Genomic DNA, 21,085 nt, shown 5'->3' with positions numbered 1-21,085 from the left:
GTGGGTTTGCGACCGTTCAGTCGTGTGCGCGTGACCGTCCGACCGTCACGAACCCGCGACTGGAAGGTCACAAACCCACGACTCGACCCTCAGGGGAGGTCGAGCAGCTTCTCCTTGACGGCGTACATGACCGCCTCCATGCGGGAGTGGAGCTGGAGCTTCTCGAGGATGTTGCGGACGTGGTTCTTGACCGTGTTCTCGGAGATGACCAGCTGCTTGGCGATCTCACGGTTGTTCATGCCGGTCGCGACCAGCCGCAGCACCTCGAGCTCGCGCTCGGTCAGCCGCAGGCCGGGGACCTGGCTCTTCTCCGGACGCGACATCTGCTTGAACTCGTCGATCAGCTTGACCGCCATCGAGGGGCTGATCAGCGACTGGCCCTCCGAGACCACGCGGACAGCCTGGGCGACCTCCTCGATCGAGGAGTCCTTGAGGAGGTAGCCGGCCGCGCCGCTCTTCACGGCCTCGTAGAGGTCGGCCTCCTCGTCGGAGACGGTCAGCATGATGATCTTGGCCGACGGCACCCGCTCCTTGATCGCGAGGCAGGCCTCGATGCCGGAACGCTTGGGCATCCGCACGTCGAGCAGGACCACGTCGGGGGCGATGCTCTCGGCGAGGGTGGTGCCCTCGACGCCGTCACCGGCCTCGCCGACCACCTCGATGCCCTCCTCGCTGCTGAGCAGCATGGTCAGGCCGCGACGGAACAGCTCCTGGTCGTCGACCACCAGCACCCGGATCGGCTCGCTGGTGTCGACCGCGTTGGTGGTCACGTCGCGCATCATGCCACGACGGGACCACCCCTCGCGGGCATCCGGGGCAGGTCAGGCCTGGGGGTCGAGGTCCAGCGAGATCACGCCGTAGTCGTAGCCGCGACGGCGGTAGACGACCGCGGGCCGCTCGCTCTCCTTGTCGACGTAGAGGTAGAAGTCGTGGCCGACCAGCTCCATCTCGTAGAGCGCCTGGTCGAGGGTCATCGGGACGGCGGAGTGGCTCTTCTCCCGGACGACGAGCGGACCGTCTCCGGTGACGCTGATCGGGCCGACGTTGTGCTCAACGACGGTCTCGTCGGCCTCCGGCTCCGCCGCGATGGTCTCCATCCCGGCCAGCGCCTGGCCGACCGAGGCGGGGGTGCGGGCCTTGTGGACGCGGCGCCGGTCCGCGGCCTTGCGCATCTGGGAGGCCATCTTGTCCAGCGCGAGGTCGAGCGCGCTCATCTTGTCCTCCGCGGCGGCCTCGGCCCGGATGACCGGTCCCTTCGAGAACGCGGTCAGCTCCACCTTGATCGCGCGGTCGTGCTGCCGCGGGTTGCGCTCGCTCTCCACCTCGACCTGGACCCGCATGATCCGATGGTCGTGCTTCTCCAGCTTCGTGAGCTTCTCGGCGACGTGGGAGCGGAACCGCTCCGACAGCTCGATGTGGCGACCCGTGACGACGACATCCATGTCAACCTCCGATGACTGGGAGAACACGCTGGACAGACCGGCCACCGGCTTTTCCGGGGCCAGGGGAAGATGGAGTCCGCCCGGCCGACCTGGTCTTCGTCCCCACAGCCGCCTGCTGAGGCTTCCGCAGCTTCTCTGCCACTACCGGCCTTCTCCCGCGCCGGCCCGCATCTGGCGGTCCGGTCGAGGCAGGACTTACCTCTAAGTCGCACCGTGATCCCCCGTCTCCGGGGTTACGTGGGCCGCTTCGCCTGCGACTGGCATCGGCTAGCCGGTACGACGTCTCGTTCACCCGAGCGGGCTCCCGCGGCGCCGAACCGACGCAACCACGGACCCGGGCGGACTCCATAACGAGACGCTAGTCCACGTCCTCCCCCCACGGAAGTCGTGGGCCTGACAATTCCCTGTGAGTGGGGATGCGCCCCGTCCCCGTACGCCGCTGCGTGGCCGCCACGGTCGCGATCCCGGTCACCGCGACCCCGGCGGCGGCGAGCGCGCGCTGCCCCTCGCGGACCGTCGATCCGGTGGTGAGGACGTCGTCGCAGAGCACCACGTGACCGGGGCGGCCGGCGTGGCGGCGCAGGGCCGCGGAGGGGCACCACAACGACCCGGCGAGGTTCGCCGCCCGCTCGACCGAGGTCAGCCCGGCCTGGTCGGAGACCCCACCGCGGGAGCGCAGCAGGCACGCGACCCGGGTGTCGGGGAGCAGCCGTGCGGCGCGGCGGCAGACGTCGAGCAGCGGCTCGTGGCCCCGGGCACGCGCCGCGCCCGGGCGGCTCGGCACCGGCACCAGCAGGCGTGGCCCGGGCGCCGCGGCCGCCGCGGCCGCCGCCAGCATCCCGGCCAGGTGGACGGCGAGCCCGGCCACGTGGCGCTCCTTGTGGGCCAGCAGCGCCGACCGCACCACCCCGTCGTAGGGCGCCGTCGACCACGGTGGCGCGAGCCCCGGAGGCGACGGGCTGGGCCAGGCGGGCCAGGCCGTGCCGGGCAGCAGTGCCACGCAGGCCGCGCACAGCGAGCGGCCCGGCTCGCCGCAGCCGACGCAGGTGCCGCCGAGCAGCAGGTCGAGCACCGGATCGAGCACGAGCCGATCCTCCCCCGCCCCGGCGCCGCGAGGTCGGCCGTGGGAACCACCTGTGGACGACGGGTCAGCCGACGTAGGTGAGCGAGGTGACCGGTGGGTCCTCGACCGCGACGCGCGAGCCGGAGAGGGCGTCGGTCAGCCCGCCGCGCGTGACGACGTAGACCGGGTCGGTCGCGCGCGGGGAGGACACGAGGGACCGCGGCCGCTCCTGCACCGTCGTCGCCAGACCGGCGACCCCGGCGGGAGCGCCGTCGACCGGGAGGGTGCGGACCTGGTAGAGGTCACCACCGAGACGGTGGGCCACCACGACGGAGGTGGCCGACGACCAGCCGATGTCGAGGACCGCGAGCCGCGGCTGCTCGTCCCAGGTGATGGTGCGGGCCCGGGTCCCGCCCAGGGGCCGGCCGCGGCCGTCGTAGCGCAGCCGGCTCACGACGATCCGGTCGCCGGCGGGGCGGTCGCCCGCGGGCCGGTCGAGCACCGCGACCAAGCGTGAGCCGTCGCGCGAGACGAGCGCCCGGGTGACGCGCTCGCCGGTGATGCCGGGCACGGTCACCTCCGTCCGGCGGCCGTCGCGGACCGAGGTCACGGTCGCCCCGCCGCTGGTGCGGTCGACGGCCCAGATCCGGCCCGCGTGGTCCCAGCTCGGGGCCAGCAGGTCGGTGGCCCCGCTGAGGACCTCCGTCACGGCGGCGTCGGGGTCGCGGACGTCGCTGACCAGCAGCGCGTCACCGGCGCCGGCGACCGCGGCGACACGGGCACCCGTCAGGTTCACCGCCACCGAGCGCACCCCCTGGACCGCGGTGCCCAGCGGTCCGCCCGCGACCTCCATGTCGCCGGGGACCCCGAGCACCAGGCGGCCCTCCCGCAGGCCGAACAGCAGTGAGGTCGACTGGGCGGCCACGGGGTCGAGGGTCTGGCCCTCGTCCATCGGGAAGGTCGTGCGGCCCCCGGAGAGCGTGACGGGCTCACCGTCGAGGGTCACGCGGAACCCGGTCAGCCCGGGGTCCTGGGCGAGGGTGCGGGCGAGCTGGGCGACCATCAGCGTCGCGTCCGGCTCAGCCGGCATGCCCGCGCCGCCGGTCAGGTCGACCTCGGCCACGCCCTGGCTGTCGGCGACCACCGAGAGGTCGACGGTCGCCCCGGCCGGCAACGCGCTCCGCTCGATCCCCGTCGCCCGCCCCACGGGGCCCTGGAGGAGGCCCTCGACGAGAGAGGTCGTGAGCTGGTCGCCCCGGGGCACGTAGACCGGTTCGGGCACGAGGATGCTCCCGGTCGGGTCGGGGTAGTAGAGCGACACCCGGCGGTAGGCCTGGCCGAACCAGGACTCGGGCACCACGAGGGCGTCCGGCGCGTCGTCGATGCGCCACTCCCCGTCCTCGCGGGTCATGGTGAAGGTCAGCTCCTGGTCGTTGCGCGGCAGCGACCCGAGCCACGAGCCGCGGGCGTCGATCTGGCTGGCTCCGTCGAGCTGGACGCGCACCTGGTTGCTGCCCTCCGCGGGAGAGGCGGTGGCGTAGGTGACGATCCGGCTGTGCCGCCAGGTCTCCGCCTCGGACGCGGTGAGGTACTGCTCCGCCGTGTTCGTCTGGAGCGGGATCGCGGTCTGGGCGTCGAGGAAGCCCTTGACGACCTCGGTGGGCGACGCGCCGGGGGTCGGCGGGCGCGGGTCGTTGTAGTAGCCGAGCTCGACGCCGGGGTCGACGCCCGTGCCGGCCTCGGTGACCGGGCCGCTGCTGGGGATCCCGACGCACCCGGTCGTGGCCAGCGCGAGGACCACCAGCAGCAGCGCCGTGCGGAGCAGCTCGCGCGCCGTCATCGGACCGGCTCCCGGGAGTCGTCGGGCACGAGCGGGACGGGACTGCTGCGCAGGACGCCGCCGACGTGGCGCGGCAGCGTCAGCCGGAACTGCGCGCCCTCCCCCGGCCGGCCCCATGCCTGGAGCCAACCGCCGTGGAGGTGGGTGTCCTCGAGCGAGATCGACAGCCCGAGACCGGTGCCGCCGCTGGTCCGGGCGCGGGCGGGATCGGCGCGCCAGAAGCGGTTGAAGACCAGTGCGGACTCGCCGGGACCCAGGCCGACGCCGTGGTCGCGGACCGCGATGGCGGCCGCGTGGGCGTCGCCGTCGACGCGGATGACGATGTCGCCGCTCTCGGCGTGGTCGATCGCGTTGGTGACGAGGTTGCGCACGATCCGCTCGACGCGGCGTACGTCGGCCTCGGCGAGGCAGGGGTGGGCCGGGGCCTCGACCAGCACCCGGCAGCCGCTCTGGCGGGCCAGCGCGCCGGTCGCGGAGACGATGCGGTGGGCCACGTCGACGAGGTTGACGTCGTCGATCTCGAGCACGGCCGCGCCGGCGTCGAACCGGCTGATCTCGAGCAGGTCGGCCAGCAGCCCCTCGAAGCGGTCGAGCTCGGTCTGGAGCAGCTCCGCGGCGCGGGCGGTGGCAGGGTCGAAGTCCTTGCGCGCGTCGTGGAGGACGTCACCGGCCATGCGGACCGTGGTCAGCGGCGTCCGGAGCTCGTGGGAGACGTCGGCGACGAACCGCCGCTGGACCCGCGAGAGCTCCTCGAGCTGGCGGATCTGGCGCTGGAGGTTGGTGGCCATCTGGTTGAACGAGGTGGCGAGCCGGGCCAGGTCGTCCTCGCCGGAGACCCGCAGCCGCTCCTGGAGCTGGCCCGCCGCGAGCCGCTCCGCGACCCGGCGCGCCATCCGGACCGGCGTCACGACCTGGCGGGTGACCAGCCAGGTGATGCCCGCGACGAGCAGCACCAGCAGGCTCGCCGCCGTGATCATCGCGTTGGTCAGCAGGTTCAGGGTGCGGGCCTCGTCGGTGAGCGGGAAGAGGTAGTAGAGCGTGTAGGTCTTCGAGTCGGCAGGAAGCCGCACCTGGGACCCCACCACGATGGCCGGCTCGCTGGAGACGACGTTGCCGTCGTCGTCGGTCCGGCGCAGCTCGGTGTAGGTGTAGGCCGTGGTCGCGCCGAACGGCTCGGCGAAGTGGTCCTCGAGCGAGGTCGGCACGCTCGAGGTGTCGAGCTGGGAGGTGTACTGCACCCCCCCGTCGGCGATGCGGGCGTCGCCCGCCGGGCCGGTGAGCACCACCGCGAAGTCACGGGTGTCCCCCAGCTCGATGATCGGGTTGACGAGCTCGGTCAGCTGCGGGGCGACGTCGGTGTCCGTCGGCGACACGCCGCGCAGCGCGTCCTGCGCCTCCGCCGTCACCTGCGTCGCCTCGCCCACCGCGGCCTGCTCGCGCTGCTCGAGGAGGCCGTCGCGGGTCTGCTGCACGAGGAACCACCCGACGATCCCGATGACCAGCGCCGAGAGCAGCACCACGCTGACGACGACGCGGGCCTGGATCGACCGGCGCCAGAACGTCAGCGCGCGCCGCACCACGCCGGCCGCTCGGGCACGGACGTCCGCGGCGCGGTCGCCGGCGGCGGTGCCGGATCGATCGGAGGACGCGTCGGCGGAGATGACCATGGGTCAGGCCTGCGACGACCCTGCCTTGTAGCCGACCCCGCGCACCGTCACGACGATCTCGGGGTTCTCGGGGTCGTGCTCGACCTTCGAGCGCAGCCGCTGGACGTGGACGTTGACCAGGCGGGTGTCGGCGGCGTGGCGGTAGCCCCAGACCTGCTCGAGCAGCACCTCGCGCGTGAAGACCTGCCACGGCTTGCGCGCCAGGCAGACCAGCAGGTCGAACTCCAGCGGCGTCAGGCTGATCTGCGCGCCGGCGCGCGTCACCGAGTGGCCGGCGACGTCGATGTCGAGGTCACCGATCGTCAACGCCTCGGGCGCCGGCGCGTCGAAGCGGCGTACGCGTGCCCGGATCCGGGCGACGAGCTCCTTGGGCTTGAACGGCTTGACGATGTAGTCGTCGGCGCCGGACTCGAGCCCGAGCACGACGTCGACGGTGTCGCCCTTGGCCGTGAGCATCACGATCGGCACGCCCGACTCGGCCCGGATCTCCTTGCAGACGTCGATGCCGTCCTTGCCGGGGAGCATCAGGTCGAGGAGGACGATGTCGGGCCGGAAGGAGCGGAAGGCGTCCATGGCGACGTCGCCGCGGGGGCACATCTGGCTCTCGAAGCCCTCCTGCCGGAGGACGATCGTGAGCATCTCCGCGAGGGAGGCGTCGTCATCGACGACCAGGATGCGCCCGCGCGGGGCGACGTCTGCTGCCTGCGTCATGCTGTCCATCTTGCCGCACCGGGCCTCGCCCGGTGGGGCACTCAGTAGCGGTAGTGGTCGGACTTGTAGGGACCGGCGACGTCCACGCCGAGGTAGCCGGCCTGGTCGTCGGAGAGGGTCGTGAGCTTCACGCCGAGCGCACCGAGGTGCAGCCGGGCGACCTCCTCGTCGAGGTGCTTGGGCAGCACGTAGACGCCGGTGGGGTAGTCGGCGGGCTTGGTGAAGAGCTCGATCTGGGCCAGCACCTGGTTGGTGAAGGAGTTCGACATCACGAAGCTCGGGTGACCGGTGGCGTTGCCGAGGTTCATCAGCCGGCCCTCGGAGAGCACGATGATCGCGTTCCCGCCGGGGAAGGTCCAGACGTCGACCTGCGGCTTGACGGTGTCGCGCTCGACGCCCGGGTAGGACTCCAGCCCGGCCATGTCGATCTCGTTGTCGAAGTGGCCGATGTTGCCGATGATCGCGTTGTGCTTCATCCGGGCCATCTGCTCGACGGTGACGACGTCCTTGTTGCCGGTGGCCGTGATGACGATGTCGGCGGTGTCGAGCACGTCCTCGAGGGTCGTGACCTGGTAGCCGTCCATCGCCGCCTGCAGCGCGCAGATCGGGTCGATCTCGGTCACGATGACGCGGGCGCCCTGGCCGCGCAGCGACTCGGCGCAGCCCTTGCCGACGTCGCCGTAGCCGCACACGACGGCGACCTTGCCGCCCATGAGGACGTCGGTCGCGCGGTTGATGCCGTCGATCAGCGAGTGGCGGCAGCCGTACTTGTTGTCGAACTTCGACTTGGTGACCGAGTCGTTGACGTTGATCGCCGGGAAGAGCAGGGAGCCCTGCTTCAGCATGTCGTAGAGGCGCAGGACACCGGTGGTGGTCTCCTCGGTCACGCCCTGGATCTCGTTGGCGATCTTGGTCCAGCGGTCGTCGCTCTGGGCGAGCGAGGACTGGAGGACGCCGAAGACGACGCGCTGCTCGTGGGAGGTGGCGGTGGCCGGGTCGGGGGCCTCGCCCTTCTTCTCCGCCTCGACGCCGAGGTGGACCAGCAGGGTGGCGTCACCACCGTCGTCGAGGATCATGTTGGCGAACTCGCCGGAGGGCCAGTCGAGGATCTGCTGGGTGCACTCCCAGTACTCCTCCAGCGTCTCGCCCTTCCACGCGAAGACCGGCACGCCGGCCGGGGCGTCGACGGTGCCCTCGGGGCCGACGACGACGGCGGCGGCCGCGTGGTCCTGGGTGGAGAAGATGTTGCAGGAGGCCCAGCGGACCTCGGCGCCGAGCGCGACCAGCGTCTCGATGAGCACGGCGGTCTGCACGGTCATGTGGAGCGAGCCGGCGATCCGGGCGCCCGCGAGAGGCTGCTCGGCGGCATAGCGCTCGCGCATCGCCATCAGGCCGGGCATCTCGTGCTCGGCGAGGGCGATCTCCTTGCGGCCGTAGTCGGCCAGGGACAGGTCGGCGACCTTGAAGTCCATCGGTGTCTCCTCGGTGTCGGAGTCAGGTCTGCGCCGCGCATCTGCGCGTTGTCGGGATCTCCCACGCGGACTCCGCAAGGGTAGGCCGCGTCACACCGGTTGGCTCAATCGTCGGCTCAGTGGGCCTTCGACCTGCGGGGCACCAGGTGCATGACGAGCACCGCGACCGCCCCGACGACCAGGCCCACCACCGCGGACGCAGCCGTGTTGACCAGCCAGGCGATCGTGCTGCCCACCGGGCCGTGGATCGCCTCGTGCACGGCCTCCTCCCAGTGGTGCACGACGTCGTACGGCGCGTGGACGCCGAGCTCGTCGAGGCTGGTGAGGAGGATGTGGCCGCCGACCCACAGCATCGCCACGGTGCCGATCAGGGAGATCGCCGCCAGCAGCCGGGGCATGGCCGCGACCAGCGCGTGGCCGACCCGCTTCGCGCCGTCGGAGTCGCGCCTGGCCAGGCTGAGGCCGATGTCGTCCATCTTCACGATGAGCGCCACGACCCCGTAGACGAGCAGCGTGATCAGCACCGCGACGACCACGAGGATCGCGGCCCGCTCGAGGAGGCCCGCCTCGGGATCGGAGTCGACGACCTCCTTCAGCGCGATCACCATGATCTCGCTGGAGAGGATGAGGTCGGTGCGGATGGCGCTCGCGACCGTCTTCGCCTCGTGCTCGGGGGTGAACTCCCCCTGTTCCATCTGCTCCTCGTGGTGGGCGCCGCCGTGGATCCGCTCCCACACCTTCTCCGCCCCCTCGTAGGCGAGATAGGTGCCGCCGCAGATCAGCAGGACGGGCAGGGCCTGCGGCAGGAACTGGCTCAGCAGCAACGCCGCGGGGAGGATGAACAGCAGCTTGTTGCGCAGCGAGCCGATGGTGATCTTCTTGATGATCGGCAGCTCGCGCTCGGCGGCGGACCCCTGCAGGTACTGCGGCGTGACGGCCGTGTCGTCCACCACGACGCCCGCGGCCTTGGCGCTCGCGCGGCCCGCGGCGGCACCGACGTCGTCGACGCTGGCGGCGGCGATCCGCGCCAGCGCGGCCACGTCGTCGAGCAGGGCGAAGAGTCCGCCGGCCATGTAGTTCCTCCCAGGTCACGTGGGTCGGCGTCAGCCTAGGGGTCGACGGTCATGTGTCGTAGTCGTAGCCGTCCCACGGCGCGTAGCAGGCGATGAAGTCCCCGGGGGACGTCGCACCGCCGGCGTACCTCGTCGACCTGTCCCCGACCCTAGGTGGTCCCGCCGCCGTCCCTGCCGAGCTGTCGGCGTACGACGCGCCGGCGCAACGTCGGCGAGGCGACGACCTCGTAGCCGGCGCCGAGGAAGACCTGCAGCGGGCCGACCGACGCCTCGTCCCAGATGACCGTCTTCCCCGGTGGCGGCTCGATCGGGTAGCCCTCGAGCACGTGGGCGCCGACGCGCGCGCCGTACTCCACCGTGGCGGCAGCGAGCTCGTGCATCAGCCCCGACTGGCGGTGGCCCTTGCGGACGAGGAAGCAGGTGACCGACCAGACGCCCTCGAGCTCGGGGTCCATCCGCATCCACGGCTGCTTGCGGTTCCAGATCCGCCAGTAGTTCTCGCGCTGCTCGACCGCCACCCAGCCGGCCGGCTCGCCGTCGACGTAGCCGAGGAGCCCCGACGTCGGGCCGTCGGTGCCGCAGGCGGTCTGCTCCGCCAGCGCGGCCTCACGCTGCTCCTGCGTGCTGTCGGTCCAGATCCAGCCCTCGACCTTCAACGCCTGACACCGGCACTTCGCCGCGCCTCCCGACCCGAAGACCGCCTCGACGTCCTCGTCCGTGGCCTCGTTGGCGGGGAGCCAGGTGAAGGCGGGCATGCGGCGACCCTAGCCGCGCTCAGCAGCGTGGTGCGGCGCTCAGCGTCACGCGCGTCGTGAGGGTGTCCGAGCGGCCGCCCTCGGCGGCGTAGTCGATCTCGAGGGGACCTCCGCTGCCGCGCCTGCCGTCGAAGCCGACGAGCACGACGTAGTACTCGCCCGGGGCACTCGGCGGCAGACGCGCGTCGTCGAGGCGCTCCCGCCGGCGCCATGCCCAGTCGGGAGACCCCGGACGGGTCGACCGCGGGGACGACGTGGGGAAGTTGGTCAGCCCCAGGGTCGCGAAGCGGCTGTCCTCGTCACGGACGACGTAGGAGATCTCACGCACCTCGAGGCCCTCCTCGCCCCAGCTGGCCCCCTCCACCACCACGTCGGTGTCGGACCTGTTCCTGAAGGTGTCCAGACCCACCCACCCCGTCCGCCCGGGGGACGTCGGGAGGCACACGTCGTGGAAGGACCCGACCGGACGCAGTGCCGGGGCCTGCTCCTCCCCGGACGACGTGTCGTCGCCCGCAGCACGGCACCCCGCTGCCGCGAGCACGACCACCACGACACCCAGCCCGACCGTCCGGCTTCGCCACCAGCTCCCCGTCACGGGCCTCAAGGTGCCACCCGGTCCGGCGGCGCGACGCCTGACACGCCGCCGCGGTCACCCCGCAGGCGAACCGGCTGGGTCGTCGGGCGAGCGGGCAAAGGACCCACCCTGCAGCCTGCAGCCCGTTGTCCACAGCATCCGGTCCGTGCTCGTTTCGGGCCCAGATGTTGTCAGTGGTGGCGGCTTGAATGGACTCATGTCCACCACCGCCGAAGCCGCCACCGGGTGCCGCGTGATGCCCGATGACGCCCGCGGCGTGCTGGCGGCGGCACGCGCTTGTCGTGCCGTGGCGGATCGGGCCGAGGTCGACCTGCTCCAGCTGGCGGTGCAGTGGGCGATCGTCCATCCCGCCGAGTGGCCCGAGGACTCCGAGCGCTACCGCCTCCGTGGCGGCGGAGAGGCACCGGTCGGGCTCGCCGGACCCGGTGCCCCGCTGGTCGCGGAGTTCTCCGTGGCCGAGTTCGGTGCCGCCGTCGGCATGACACCGGAGGCGGGGAAGTACTACCTCGGCCACGCTCTGGAGCTGCGCTACCGGCTCCCCAGGTTGTGGGAGCAGGTGCTGACCGGGACGGTGCCGGCGTGGCGTGCCCGCCGGGTCGCCGACGCCACGATCGGACGGGGCTTGTCGATGGAAGCCGCGGCGTTCGTCGACGCCCACGTCGCCGCGGTCGCAGGAAAGGTCCGGGTCTCCCAGCTCGACCGGCTCGTCGACGAAGCCGTCGGCCGGCACATGCCCGAGACAGCGGAGAAGGAGCGGAATGAGGCCGAGGACCGGCGCTGCTTCGTCATCCACACCGACCAGCCCTCCTTCAACGGCACCGCCCAGGTCACCGGCGAGCTCGACCTGATCGATGCCTTCGCCCTCGAGGACGCCATCCGCGAAGGTGCGGAGGAACTGGCCGACCTCGGCTGCACCGAATCACTCGACGTGCGCCGGTCCATGGCCGCCGGAATGCTCGCCCGCCACCAGCCCACCCTCGACCTCGACCCCGAGACCACCGGCGAGGAGGTCTCGACAGGCTCGACCACCAGACCCCGCCGCCGGAAGCACACGATGGTGCTCCACCTGCACCTCACCGACGCCGCACTGCGTGGGAAGGCCGGCCACCAGGTCGGCCGATGTGAGGCCACTCGGACCCCGATCACCGTCGAGACCATCAGGGACTGGTGCGGCAACCCCAACGCCCACGTCGTCATCAAGCCCGTCATCGACCTCGCCGACCACGTCCACGTCGAGGCCTACGAGGTCCCCGACCGGATCCGCGAGGCGGCCGCCCTGCGGGACCACCACTGCGTGTTCCCCTGGTGCACCCGACCCGCCCGGGGCTGCGACTGCGACCACGTCCGGTCCTGGACAACCGACGGCACCGGCGGCCCCACCTGCACCTGCGAGATCGCACCCCTGTGCCGCTCCCACCACCGGCTCAAGACCCACGCCGCATGGACCTACACCGTGATCGAGCCCGGCACCTACCTGTGGACCTCACCCCACGGCTACCAGTTCCTCCGCGACCACACCGGCACCGTGGACGTCACCCCCGCCACAGCCGGCCGACGGCGAGAACGACCCCGCCCTTGACCCCGCCACACCACGGCGGGGCCTTCGGCATGTCATCGGCTCGCGACGAGATGGCAGCCCGGGGGTCAAGCCCTGCGGGCGACCAGCCAGGCCACGAGGCCGGCGACGGCGATGATGAGCAGCAGCTCGAGCAGACCGATTCCGAACACAGCGCCAGCGTAGACGGACGGCTCAGTCGAGGATCGGCGACGGCACCGGGTCGAGCACCCGGAAGCCGCTGATCGACCAACGCACCTCGTCGTCACTCATGTTCGTGTCGTGATCGATCGAGATCCGGCTGGGCGCGGGCGAGCCGGCAGCCCACGTCACCGTCGCCCGGTCAACGTCATCGTCGGCCCTCGCGAGCAAGTCGTTGACACTCAAGCACAGCGAGTCCGGGACCCGATCCCCAGCCCGACCTACGTAGCCGGCCGACGCCACGTCGCCCTCGCGAACCTCGAGGCGCACCCGCCCGCTCGGGGCGCAGAAGCACGACTGCCGCAGCGTGTAGCGGTAGTCCTCCACGTCCAGCCGCGCCGTTGGGCCCGTCCCCGTCGACGACGAGGTAGGCGCGGAGGACGCCGGCGGGTTCACGGCGGGCGGGTCAGCGGAGCAGCCGGCAAGGAGCACGACCGCGAGGAACAGCAGGGCGGAACGGGTCACCGAAGTGGGACGCCGTCAGGCGCGGCGTGGTTCCCGGGCCGCGTCAGTCCTCGACCAGCCCCAGCCCGAGGTACTCCGCGGCATAGCTCCCCTGCAGCAGCAGCGACGCATAGCGCGCCACCTCCGTGGGGGCGTCGGTCGTCAGCGTCTCGACGCGTACGCCGCGGGACGACGCCAGCGCCTGCAGGCGACCCCGCGCCTCCCGCACCACCGGCTCCTCGTTGCCGTCGTCGAGGACGAGCAGCACCGGGGACAGGTCGCGCGGACCATCGGCGAAGGGATCGTCGAAGACGTCGCGCTGCCGGGTCGACTCCAGCAGCGGGAGCAGCTGCTCGACGTCGCCGGCCAGGGCGGCGCGGCCGCTGACCCGGCGCAGCGACTCGGCGATCCGGCGCGCTGCGCGCGCGGCCAGCACGCTCCCGCCCCACACCAGCGGCGCGGCCTCGGCCAGGGCGATCGCGGTGACCTTCGCGGGGTTGACCGCGAGGTCGCGGTGGGGAGAGCAGGCGATCGCGACGTCGTCGAGCGCCTGGGCGACCCGCTCGGCGTCGACCTCCGGACCGAGCTGGACCCGCTCGAGGTAGTCGAGCATGACGACCGCGGTCGCCAGCTGGTCACCGCCGGTGGTCGGGAGCACGGCACTCCACCGGCCGACCGCGTGGTCGGCCACGGTCGAGCGCGGCGGGCACGCGACCACGACCTGGCACCCGCGGCGCACCGCCTCCGCCACCGCGTGAGCGACGCTCGCACCACCGTCGGGCGCGAGCACGACGACCAGGTCGAGGCCACCGGCCCAGCCGGGGAGCGACGGGTGCGGCCAGGCGACGAACGGGACCGGGCACCACGGCTCGAGAACCGCCCGCAGCAACCGCGAGTCCGGCCCGGCCGAGATCACCGCACGCGGCCGCGCCATCTCCGTCGCGCGGCCCAGCGCCTCGTGGGTCGCCTCCTCCGCGCCCGCCACCTCACGGCGTACGCGCGCGCCGGACTCGGCGAGTGCCCGCAGCCGCGCATCGGCGCGCTGCCAGACCGCCTCGTCGTCGAGGCGGGACTCGTCGAACCAGGTCGCCATCGTCGGGGTCCTCAGGCCGGCCGGCGGGCCTCGTCGACCAGCAGCACCGGGATGTCGTCGCGGACGGGGTAGGCCAACCCGCACGAGCCGCAGACCAGCTCCTCGCCGACGGGCGCGAGGTCGCCCCGGCAGTCGGGGCACACCACGAGGTCGAGCAGGGTGGGGTCGAGGTTCATCGGTGGCTCCTGATGCGGTCGAGGACGGTGTCGCGCACCGCCGTCATCGTGGCGTGGTCCTTGCCCTCGGCGTTGAGCCGCAGCAACGGTTCGGTGTTGGAGGGCCGGACGTTGAAGGTCCAGTCGTCGTGGCTGACGGTCAGCCCGTCGAGCTCGTCGAGGGCGACGTCGTCGCGGTCGCGGTAGTCCGACCGAAGCGTGTCGAGCACCGCGGCCGGGTCGTCGACCGTCGAGTTCAGCTCGCCCGACAGCGCGTAGCGATCGTGGTCGGCCAGCAGCTCCGACAGCGTCCCGTCGCTCTCGGCCAGCGCGGCCAGGGCGTGGAGCGCGGCGAGCATGCCGGAGTCGGCGCGCCAGAAGTCGCGGAAGTAGAAGTGGCCGCTGTGCTCGCCGCCGAACACGGCGTCGGTCTCGGCCATCGTCTGCTTGATGAAGCTGTGGCCGACCCGGGTCCTCACCGGGGTGCCGCCCAGCTCGGTGACCAGCTCGGGCACGCCGCGGCTCGTGATCAGGTTGTGGATCACCGTGGAGCCGGGGTGGCGGCGCAGCTCCCGCTCGGCGATCAACGACGTCAGCGTCGACGGCGAGACGGCGACCCCGCGCTCGTCGACGAGGAAGCAGCGGTCGGCGTCACCGTCGAAGGCCAGCCCGATGTCAGCGCCCTCCTCGACGACGCGCGTCTGGAGGTCGACCAGCGTCGCCGGGTCGATCGGGTTCGCCTCGTGGTGGGGGAACGTGCCGTCGAGCTCGAAGTACATCGGGACCAGCTCGACCTGGCCCTCGCCCAGGAGCCCCGCGACGGCCGGCATCGTCAACCCGGCCATGCCGTTGCCGGCGTCGGCCACGACCTTCAGCCGGCGACCCTTCACCGGCGCGAGGTCGAGCAGGTGGGCGGCGTAGGCCGCGAGCAGGTCCTCGTGGCGCACCGACCCGGTCCGCGCGGCGGGTCGGGGGTCGTCGGCGAGGACCCGGTCGCGGATGTCGGCGAGGCCGGTGTCGCGACCGATCGGGACGGCCCCCGCGCGGCACATCTTGATGCCGTTGTAGCCGGCGGGGTTGTGGCTCGCGGTGAACATCACGCCCGGCAGGCCGAGCGAGCCGGACGCGAAGTAGAGCTGGTCGGTCGCGCACAACCCGATGACGACGACGTCCGCGCCCGCGGCGGTCGCCCCCTCGGCGAACGCCTCGACCAGCTCGGGCGAGCTCGGCCGCATGTCGTGGCCTACCACGACCTCGTCGGCGCCGGTCACCTCGACGAACGCCCAGCCGACGGCACGGGCGAGCCCGGCGTCGAGCTGCTCGGGGACGAGCCCCCGGACGTCGTAGGCCTTGAAGATGGCGTCGAGATCGGCGGCCGCAGGCATGGAGCGGAGCCTATCCGCCGCGACGGCGGCGGGACGACCAGCCCGGTCAGTCGGTGGTGAGCACCCGCAGGTGGCCGCGGCGCTGCACCTCGCGCACGCCCTCGCCGCCCTCGCTCGCGAGCGAGGGAAGGGTGACCTGCGGCGGCTGGGGCCGGCCGGCCTCGCGGACCGCGTCGGCCAGGGCCAGCAGGTCGTCCTCGTTGGGCCCGGGGTCGGCCGCGCCCGTCGAGAGCCGCAGCACCTCCCACCCACGCGGAGCGGACAGCCGCTCGCTGTGGATGTCGCACAGGTCGTAGGCGTGCGGCTCGGCGAAGGTCGCCAGCGGACCGAGCACCGCGGTCTGGTCGGCGTAGACGTAGGTGAGGGTGGTCGTCGCCGCGCGGCCGCAGGCGGTGCGGGAACAACGACGGGAAGCACTCACGGCGCCGACGTTACCCACTGATCCGCAGCACGCCGTTTAGGCTCGCGGTCGTGGAGCTCGACGTCGACCCCGGCCCCGTGCGGCCCGCCCGCCGGCGTCGTCGTGACCGTCGCGGCCGCGGCCGCCGCGGACCGGCTGTCGTGCCCACGGACCCGGGCACCCCGGAGCTGCCCACCGCGGGCGAGCGCTTCGACCGGCTGGTGCTCGACGTCGTCGCCGACATCGAGGACCGCTGGGCCGACCGGCTCGGCCTGCTCGAGTACGCCGTCGAGGACACGCCCCGCATCCCCGACGACTGGCACCCCGAGACCGTGCCGCTGTCGTCGCTGGTGCGCGGCACGCGCGGCCAGCCGACCCGGCTGGTCGTCTTCCGCCGACCGATCGAGCACCGGGCCGAGTCGCGGGGCGATCTCGAGGCGTTGGTGCTGACCGTCGTCGTCGAGCAGGTCGCCGAGCTCCTCGGCGTCGACGCCGAGCTGGTCGACCCGCGCTACCGACCGCTCGACTGACCCCGGGTCACTCGGGCAGCCCGGGGCGGACGTCCGGGACGAGGCCGAAGCGCACGAGGGGTCGCAGCGGCACCACCGTCGCGCCGTTCCCCTTCACGACGACCGAGGCCGCCACCTCCGTACGCCGCGGGGTGACCCGGACCAGCGCCGTGCCCTTCGGCAGGTCGACCACCGCGCCGCTGCCGTCGGTGAGCTCGACCTTGTCCTTCCGCAGCCGCTTCCCGTCGGCGTCGTACGCCGCCACCTCGGCCACCCCTGCGCCGCCGGCGCGCCCGAGCACCACGTGGGCGTTCCCGGACGGCACGAGGGCCGTGGTGGCCGCCTCGGTCGGTGAGACCGGCTGGGCGTGGACGAGGTCGCCGTCGACGACGGTGCGCAGGGTCGAGGTCACGGGCCCGGTGGAGGTCACCTGCAACCCGATCGCACCCTCGCGGACCTGGTCGCGGACGGTGGTGCTCAGCGTCACGGTCTCGACGCTCCCACCGCGGACCCGCACCTCCTCGAGCCCCTCGGGCACGAACGAGGCGTCCTCGGTGACCACCCTCAGCTCGACCCGCGCCTCGTCGGTGCCGGGGTTGGAGAGGACCAGGGTGTCCTCCCCCTCGCCGCCGACGAGCCCGAGCAGCAGCTGGTCGGTCGTCGGCTCCGGCGAGGCGGGCAGCCAGCCGGCGACCCGCGCCTCCCGGCCGATCTCGGGGATCTCGTCCACCACGGTCGCACCGAGCCGGCCGCGGGAGACGACGACCTCCACCGCGAGCTCGCCGCGCCGCGGCACGACCTGCGACAGGTCGAGCGACTCCGAGGTGCCACCGGGCACCGTCACGCCCCGCAGCGTCGGCACGTCGACCGGGCCGTTCGAGGTCCACACGGTCACGTCGGCGACCGCCGGGCCCTGGTCGGGGTTGGCCAGCTCGATGGTCGAGCTGTGGTTGGCACCGGCGCCGACCCCGGTGAAGAAGTAGTCGGGGCGCGGCAGCACGCACTCGGTCGAGGCCAGGCCCTCCTCGCGCGACCGCGCGCCGATCAGCTCGGCGGCGAGCTCCCCGGTGCCGCGGACCAGCACGGTGTCCTGCTCGTCGACCTCGGTGACGGCGTCCTGGCGGAGCTCGACCGGGGTGGACTCGTCCTCGTCGGGCACCCGGGTGGCGGCCTCACCGCCGGAGCCGGCGGCTGCGGCGAGGTCCAGCGGGTCCTTGCCCTCGCCCGGCGGGCAGACGAGGTCGGTGCGGGAGGGTTCGACCTGCTCGGCCGCCCGCGCGACCTGCTCCGGTTGCTCGTCGGGCCTGACCAGCGAGAGCGCACCGACCGTGAGGAGCGGCAGCAGCACCGCGATCACCGCGGTCGGGCTCACGACCCGGCGTACGGCGGACCGCCGCCCGCCGGTCGGGGTCGTCGGGGTGTCCTCGGGCTCGCTCATCGCCGCTCCTTCCGCTGGGTGGGCGCACAGAGCACGAGCACGGCGACGATGCCGAGGCCCTGCAGGACGACCAGGACGACCCGCCACCACGCGGTCTCGGGGGCCACGGCGCCGGGCTCCACCGGCTCGGCGACCCGCCAGGCACGGGTGGTGCGCGACTCGGCGCTGGCCTGCTCGAGGCCGTTGGTCGCATCGAGCACCGCAGCGACGTCGCCGTCGGCGGGCGAGGGCAGGACGACGTACTCGATGCCGTGGCCCGGCAGGGTCGCCGCCGCCTCGAGCTCCGGTGAGCTCACGAGCCGGCCGACGTCGCGGCCGAGGGTCGGGTCGGCGGCCATCAGCCCGACGACCTCGTCCTCGCCGAGCGTGACGCCGTCCTCGCGCTGCACCGACCAGGTCAGGCCCGTGTCGGCGGAGCCCTCGACGACGAGGATGCCGTGCTCGGGACCGAGCTCCGCGCTCTGCATCATGTAGGCCGGGATGCCGGTGTCGGTCGAGTCCTCGAGGTCACCCGGTCCGTAGACCACGAACCAGCCGAGTCCGACCAGCGGCACGACCGACGCGACCAGGACGACCCCGACGAGGGCGCGCCGTCCCCACCCCGCACGCCTCCGGTGGAGGGCACCCTGGGCGGCCACCACCGCCGCGACGACGAACCCCGCCTGGATGACGAGGACCAGGAAGCCCAGCCCGGCCTTGGTCGTCACCGCGTCGGCCTCGAAGGTGAACAGGCCCAGCACGACCGCCACGAGGGACGCAGCGAACGCGACGATCCAGCACACGAGGACGGGGATCCGGGTGGCCGCCGGCACCAGGGCGAGCACTGCGACGGCGAGCAGCATCAGGCCCAGCGTGTCGGGCGCGCCCGCGTCGCCGAGGTGGCCGGTGACGAGGTCGGCGAAGTCGACGGCCGCCATCGGCAGCCGACCGGCGTCGAGCGCGAGACCGGCCCCGGATCCGGTCAGCAGTGCGGGCAACCACCACGGCAGCAGCAGCACGACCGGGGTCGCCACCGCGACGGCCGGCGGCCCCCACACCGAGCGGTCGCGCATGCCGCGCGAGGAGACGTAGAACCCGGCCCCGACGACGAGCGCCGCGAGGACCAGGGAGAACCAGAAGGCCAGCGGCGCGAAGGCCGCAGCGAGGGCCAGCAGCACACCAGTGCGCCAGCCGGCGCGCCAGCGGCGGTCGGGCTCGGGGTCGGCGAAGCCCAGCGCCGCGTGGGCCAGCCACGGCAGCACGGTGGCGGCCACGACGACGCCGAGCCGGCCCAGTCCCCACGCGCCGCTCGCGGCAGGGATGAGCGCCCAGGTGGTGGCGCCGAGGAACAGCAGCCACGCCGGTGGGCCCTGCTCGTCGAGCAGCCGACCGACGACGCGCAGGAAGCGCCACGCGCCCCAGAAGGTCAGCGGCACGGCGAGCACGAGCAGCAGCGAGACGGTGGTCGCGGTGCCGACCAGGGAGCCGAGCAGCGCCAGCGGCAGGACGTAGGCCGGCGCGGGCACGGAGGTGCCCTGGCCGAGCGCGTGCTGCGACTCGAGGTGGAGGCGCCACCAGTCCGCGGCCTGCGCCGGGGCCGGCGACAGCGCTCCGCCGGCGACGGTGCCGAAGGCCTCGCGGGCGCCGACGAGGGCGAGCGCCACGAAGAGGAGGCCGCCGACGGCGACCGGGTTGGTGAGGAAGCGGGCGACGAAGCCCTGTTCCTCGGCCCAGGGGTCCTCCTCGTCGACGACCGCGACCGGCTTGCCCGCCGCGATCCGGCGCCGTTCGGCGACGTCGGCCGCCTGGTTCGTGGCGGCCGCGGCGAGGTCACTGACCACGTCGAGGCCGTGGCGGTAGGGCAGCCACCACGGTGCGAGCAACGGTTCGACACCGGACGTCCCGGCGCCGCGCCGGCGACGCTCGCGGCGGGCCCGCAGCACCAGCCGGGGACTGCCGTAGAGCGAGACCAGTGCGGCCAGCTCGTCGAGGGCCTGGCCGACCTGGCGGACGAGCATCAGCCCGAGCATCCGGACGAACGTCCCGATCGCCAGCCGCACGACGCGCCACGGCAGTGAACGGGTGCTGGCGTTGACGAGCAGCGTGTAGAGCGCGGCCCGCCGCTCCTGGTAGTGGATGTGGCGGCCCGTCAGCGGCGTGCGGCGTACGCCGCGGTGGGCCGCCTCGGCGTGGAAGACGACGGCCTCGGGAACGACGAGGGTGGTGTAGCCGGCCGCCGAGGCACGCCAGCCGAAGTCGATGTCGTTGCCGAAGATCGGCATCTGCTCGTCGAAGCCGCCGAGCCGGGCGAGCACGTCGCGGCGCACGAGCATGCCCGCGGTGTTGACGGCGAGGACCTCGCGGACGTCGTCGTGCTGGCCTTGGTCGTACTCGCCGCGCTCGAGGCCGGTCTCGCGCCGGCCGGTCCCGGAGATCGTCACGCCGAGCTCGAGCAGCCGGCGCAGGCTCGGCCACTCCCGCAGCTTCGGCCCGAGGACGTCGGCGTGGGGCCGCGCGTCGGCCGCAGCGAGGAGCGCCTCGAGCGCACCGGGGTCGGGGGTGCAGTCGTCGTGGAGCAGCCAGACCCAGTCGGCGCCGCCGGTGCGGTCGACCTCCTCGAGGCCGATCCGGACCGCCGCGGGGTAGCCCGTGCCGCCCGGAGCGGTCTGGACCGCTCCGAAGGCCTCGGTGAGGATCTGCGGGCTCTCGTCGCGGCTCGTCGTGTCGACGGCGACCACCCGGTCCACGGGCCGGGTCTGCGACGTGAGGCCCTCCACGACGGTCGGGAGCCACCGGGCACCGTCGTGGCTGACAAGCAGGGCGACGACCGTGGCAGACACGACCGAAGACCCTAACCGGCCTGCTCGCAGCCACCGAATGCGCGACCGGCCACCCACGGCCGATCCCGTCGTCACCCCCGGTTCTCGGCGCCGGGGGTGGCGACCTGGAACAGCTGAGTCAGACGGCGCGCTTCTTCAGCTTGCGGCGCTCCCTCTCGGAGAGACCGCCCCAGATGCCGAAGCGCTCGTCGTTCATCAACGCGGACTCGAGGCACTCGTTGCGCACCTCGCAGGTCAGGCAGACCTTCTTGGCCTCCCTGGTGGAACCGCCCTTCTCTGGGAAGAACGCCTCCGGATCAGTCTGGGCGCACAGCGCCCGCTCTTGCCAGCTGGCTTCCTCGGCGTCCCCGTCGAGGAGAAGTAGTTCTCTCACGGCCCTCGCCTTTCGACCCGGGCCTCGCGGTCTCCCGCGGGGCCCACGGATTGTGTTCCTCGGTTCCCCCGTGTCCCGCCTCCCTGACGGGAAGT

Annotated in this window: 20 protein-coding genes; 2 read left to right on the top strand and 18 right to left on the bottom strand. The window is 73.0% G+C overall.

The genetic code is table 11. The features are described 5' to 3' along the window. Window positions 1-89: 89 nt before the first annotated feature. The 10 genes from ABD091_RS15385 to ABD091_RS15340 all read right to left on the bottom strand — a co-directional run bounded on the left by ABD091_RS15385 (window position 90) and on the right by ABD091_RS15340 (window position 10,618). Window positions 90-770, bottom strand: coding sequence for a response regulator (locus ABD091_RS15385; RefSeq protein ID WP_343920000.1), 681 nt, complete (start codon window positions 768-770; stop codon window positions 90-92). 51 nt (window positions 771-821) lie between these two features. Continuing rightward, window positions 822-1,442 carry a ribosome hibernation-promoting factor, HPF/YfiA family gene (hpf, locus tag ABD091_RS15380; protein WP_343919998.1) on the bottom strand — a complete coding sequence of 207 codons (621 nt, stop codon included), beginning with the start codon at window positions 1,440-1,442 and terminating at the stop codon, window positions 822-824. Between the two features lie 358 nt (window positions 1,443-1,800). Continuing rightward, on the bottom strand, window positions 1,801-2,526 hold the full coding sequence (locus ABD091_RS15375; RefSeq protein ID WP_343919996.1) for a ComF family protein: 726 nt from the start codon (window positions 2,524-2,526) through the stop codon (window positions 1,801-1,803). A gap of 64 nt (window positions 2,527-2,590) precedes the next feature. Beyond that, complete coding sequence (locus tag ABD091_RS15370; RefSeq protein WP_343919994.1) at window positions 2,591-4,345, bottom strand: LpqB family beta-propeller domain-containing protein; 1,755 nt, start codon at window positions 4,343-4,345, stop codon at window positions 2,591-2,593. Next, complete coding sequence (gene mtrB, locus ABD091_RS15365) at window positions 4,342-6,012, bottom strand: MtrAB system histidine kinase MtrB (protein ID WP_343919992.1); 1,671 nt, start codon at window positions 6,010-6,012, stop codon at window positions 4,342-4,344. Before mtrB ends, ABD091_RS15370 begins: the two co-directional genes overlap by 4 nt. A 3-nt stretch (window positions 6,013-6,015) precedes the next feature. After that, the gene (gene mtrA / locus ABD091_RS15360) at window positions 6,016-6,723 is read right to left on the bottom strand and encodes an MtrAB system response regulator MtrA (protein ID WP_343919990.1); all 708 of its coding nucleotides are present in this window, start codon (window positions 6,721-6,723) and stop codon (window positions 6,016-6,018) included. 41 nt (window positions 6,724-6,764) lie between these two features. Then, the gene (gene ahcY / locus ABD091_RS15355) at window positions 6,765-8,195 is read right to left on the bottom strand and encodes an adenosylhomocysteinase (RefSeq protein ID WP_343919988.1); all 1,431 of its coding nucleotides are present in this window, start codon (window positions 8,193-8,195) and stop codon (window positions 6,765-6,767) included. 116 nt (window positions 8,196-8,311) lie between these two features. Beyond that, entirely contained in the window at window positions 8,312-9,268 is a 957-nt protein-coding gene (locus ABD091_RS15350) for a DUF808 domain-containing protein (RefSeq protein WP_343919986.1), read from the bottom strand. A gap of 149 nt (window positions 9,269-9,417) precedes the next feature. Next, entirely contained in the window at window positions 9,418-10,023 is a 606-nt protein-coding gene (locus ABD091_RS15345; RefSeq protein WP_343919984.1) for a GNAT family N-acetyltransferase, read from the bottom strand. A 19-nt stretch (window positions 10,024-10,042) separates the two neighbouring features. Beyond that, a complete protein-coding gene (locus ABD091_RS15340; RefSeq protein ID WP_343919982.1) occupies window positions 10,043-10,618 on the bottom strand; it encodes a hypothetical protein in 576 nt (191 codons plus the stop codon). A 196-nt stretch (window positions 10,619-10,814) separates the two neighbouring features. Here ABD091_RS15340 and ABD091_RS15335 point away from each other — a divergent pair, with 196 nt between their 5' ends. Beyond that, window positions 10,815-12,197 (top strand): HNH endonuclease signature motif containing protein, encoded by a 1,383-nt coding sequence (locus tag ABD091_RS15335; RefSeq protein WP_343919980.1) that lies wholly within the window; start codon window positions 10,815-10,817, stop codon window positions 12,195-12,197. A gap of 171 nt (window positions 12,198-12,368) precedes the next feature. Here the strand turns inward: ABD091_RS15335 and ABD091_RS15330 are convergent, their stop codons facing one another. The 5 genes from ABD091_RS15330 to ABD091_RS15310 are packed head-to-tail and all read right to left on the bottom strand — an operon-like array spanning window position 12,369 to window position 15,872. Further along, a complete protein-coding gene (locus tag ABD091_RS15330) occupies window positions 12,369-12,839 on the bottom strand; it encodes a DUF6174 domain-containing protein (RefSeq protein WP_343919978.1) in 471 nt (156 codons plus the stop codon). Between the two features lie 43 nt (window positions 12,840-12,882). Then, window positions 12,883-13,911 (bottom strand): SIS domain-containing protein, encoded by a 1,029-nt coding sequence (locus ABD091_RS15325; protein ID WP_343919976.1) that lies wholly within the window; start codon window positions 13,909-13,911, stop codon window positions 12,883-12,885. Between the two features lie 11 nt (window positions 13,912-13,922). Then, complete coding sequence (locus tag ABD091_RS15320) at window positions 13,923-14,087, bottom strand: Trm112 family protein (protein ID WP_343919974.1); 165 nt, start codon at window positions 14,085-14,087, stop codon at window positions 13,923-13,925. Further along, entirely contained in the window at window positions 14,084-15,451 is a 1,368-nt protein-coding gene (locus tag ABD091_RS15315) for a phosphomannomutase/phosphoglucomutase (RefSeq protein WP_343919972.1), read from the bottom strand. The genes ABD091_RS15320 and ABD091_RS15315 overlap by 4 nt, the downstream gene beginning before the upstream one ends. 46 nt (window positions 15,452-15,497) lie before the next feature. Further along, window positions 15,498-15,872, bottom strand: a complete 375-nt coding sequence (locus ABD091_RS15310) for a DUF3499 domain-containing protein (RefSeq protein WP_343919970.1) — start codon at window positions 15,870-15,872, stop codon at window positions 15,498-15,500. A 50-nt stretch (window positions 15,873-15,922) separates the two neighbouring features. On the opposite strand from ABD091_RS15310, the gene ABD091_RS15305 reads away from it, so the two are divergent. Continuing rightward, the gene (locus ABD091_RS15305) at window positions 15,923-16,381 is read left to right on the top strand and encodes a metallopeptidase family protein (protein ID WP_343919968.1); all 459 of its coding nucleotides are present in this window, start codon (window positions 15,923-15,925) and stop codon (window positions 16,379-16,381) included. 7 nt (window positions 16,382-16,388) lie between these two features. On the opposite strand, the gene ABD091_RS15300 is transcribed toward ABD091_RS15305, so the two are convergent. From ABD091_RS15300 to ABD091_RS15290, 3 genes are all read right to left on the bottom strand, one after another. Then, window positions 16,389-17,798: a DUF5719 family protein gene (locus ABD091_RS15300; protein ID WP_343919966.1), complete on the bottom strand. Its 1,410-nt coding sequence runs from the start codon at window positions 17,796-17,798 to the stop codon at window positions 16,389-16,391. Then, a complete protein-coding gene (locus ABD091_RS15295; RefSeq protein WP_343919964.1) occupies window positions 17,795-20,617 on the bottom strand; it encodes a glycosyltransferase family 2 protein in 2,823 nt (940 codons plus the stop codon). The genes ABD091_RS15300 and ABD091_RS15295 overlap by 4 nt, the downstream gene beginning before the upstream one ends. 118 nt (window positions 20,618-20,735) lie before the next feature. Then, the gene (locus ABD091_RS15290) at window positions 20,736-20,990 is read right to left on the bottom strand and encodes a WhiB family transcriptional regulator (protein ID WP_343919962.1); all 255 of its coding nucleotides are present in this window, start codon (window positions 20,988-20,990) and stop codon (window positions 20,736-20,738) included. Window positions 20,991-21,085 lie beyond the last annotated feature (95 nt).

The organism is Nocardioides aestuarii, from assembly GCF_039527245.1.
In the GTDB taxonomy this organism is placed as follows: Bacteria; Actinomycetota; Actinomycetes; order Propionibacteriales; family Nocardioidaceae; genus Nocardioides; species Nocardioides aestuarii.
Note: the sequence above shows the minus strand (reverse complement) of the source record. Positions and strands in the feature narration are given on the sequence as shown.

Coding starts and splice junctions, on each gene's coding strand:
- ABD091_RS15350 (WP_343919986.1), bottom strand. CDS start 9,268: ATGGCCGGCGGACTCTTCGCCCTGCTCGACGACGTGGCCGCGCTGGCG.
- mtrB (WP_343919992.1), bottom strand. CDS start 6,012: ATGGTCATCTCCGCCGACGCGTCCTCCGATCGATCCGGCACCGCCGCC.
- ahcY (WP_343919988.1), bottom strand. CDS start 8,195: ATGGACTTCAAGGTCGCCGACCTGTCCCTGGCCGACTACGGCCGCAAG.
- mtrA (WP_343919990.1), bottom strand. CDS start 6,723: ATGACGCAGGCAGCAGACGTCGCCCCGCGCGGGCGCATCCTGGTCGTC.
- hpf (WP_343919998.1), bottom strand. CDS start 1,442: ATGGATGTCGTCGTCACGGGTCGCCACATCGAGCTGTCGGAGCGGTTC.
- ABD091_RS15320 (WP_343919974.1), bottom strand. CDS start 14,087: ATGAACCTCGACCCCACCCTGCTCGACCTCGTGGTGTGCCCCGACTGC.
- ABD091_RS15345 (WP_343919984.1), bottom strand. CDS start 10,023: ATGCCCGCCTTCACCTGGCTCCCCGCCAACGAGGCCACGGACGAGGAC.
- ABD091_RS15370 (WP_343919994.1), bottom strand. CDS start 4,345: ATGACGGCGCGCGAGCTGCTCCGCACGGCGCTGCTGCTGGTGGTCCTC.
- ABD091_RS15325 (WP_343919976.1), bottom strand. CDS start 13,911: ATGGCGACCTGGTTCGACGAGTCCCGCCTCGACGACGAGGCGGTCTGG.
- ABD091_RS15315 (WP_343919972.1), bottom strand. CDS start 15,451: ATGCCTGCGGCCGCCGATCTCGACGCCATCTTCAAGGCCTACGACGTC.
- ABD091_RS15335 (WP_343919980.1), top strand. CDS start 10,815: ATGTCCACCACCGCCGAAGCCGCCACCGGGTGCCGCGTGATGCCCGAT.
- ABD091_RS15300 (WP_343919966.1), bottom strand. CDS start 17,798: ATGAGCGAGCCCGAGGACACCCCGACGACCCCGACCGGCGGGCGGCGG.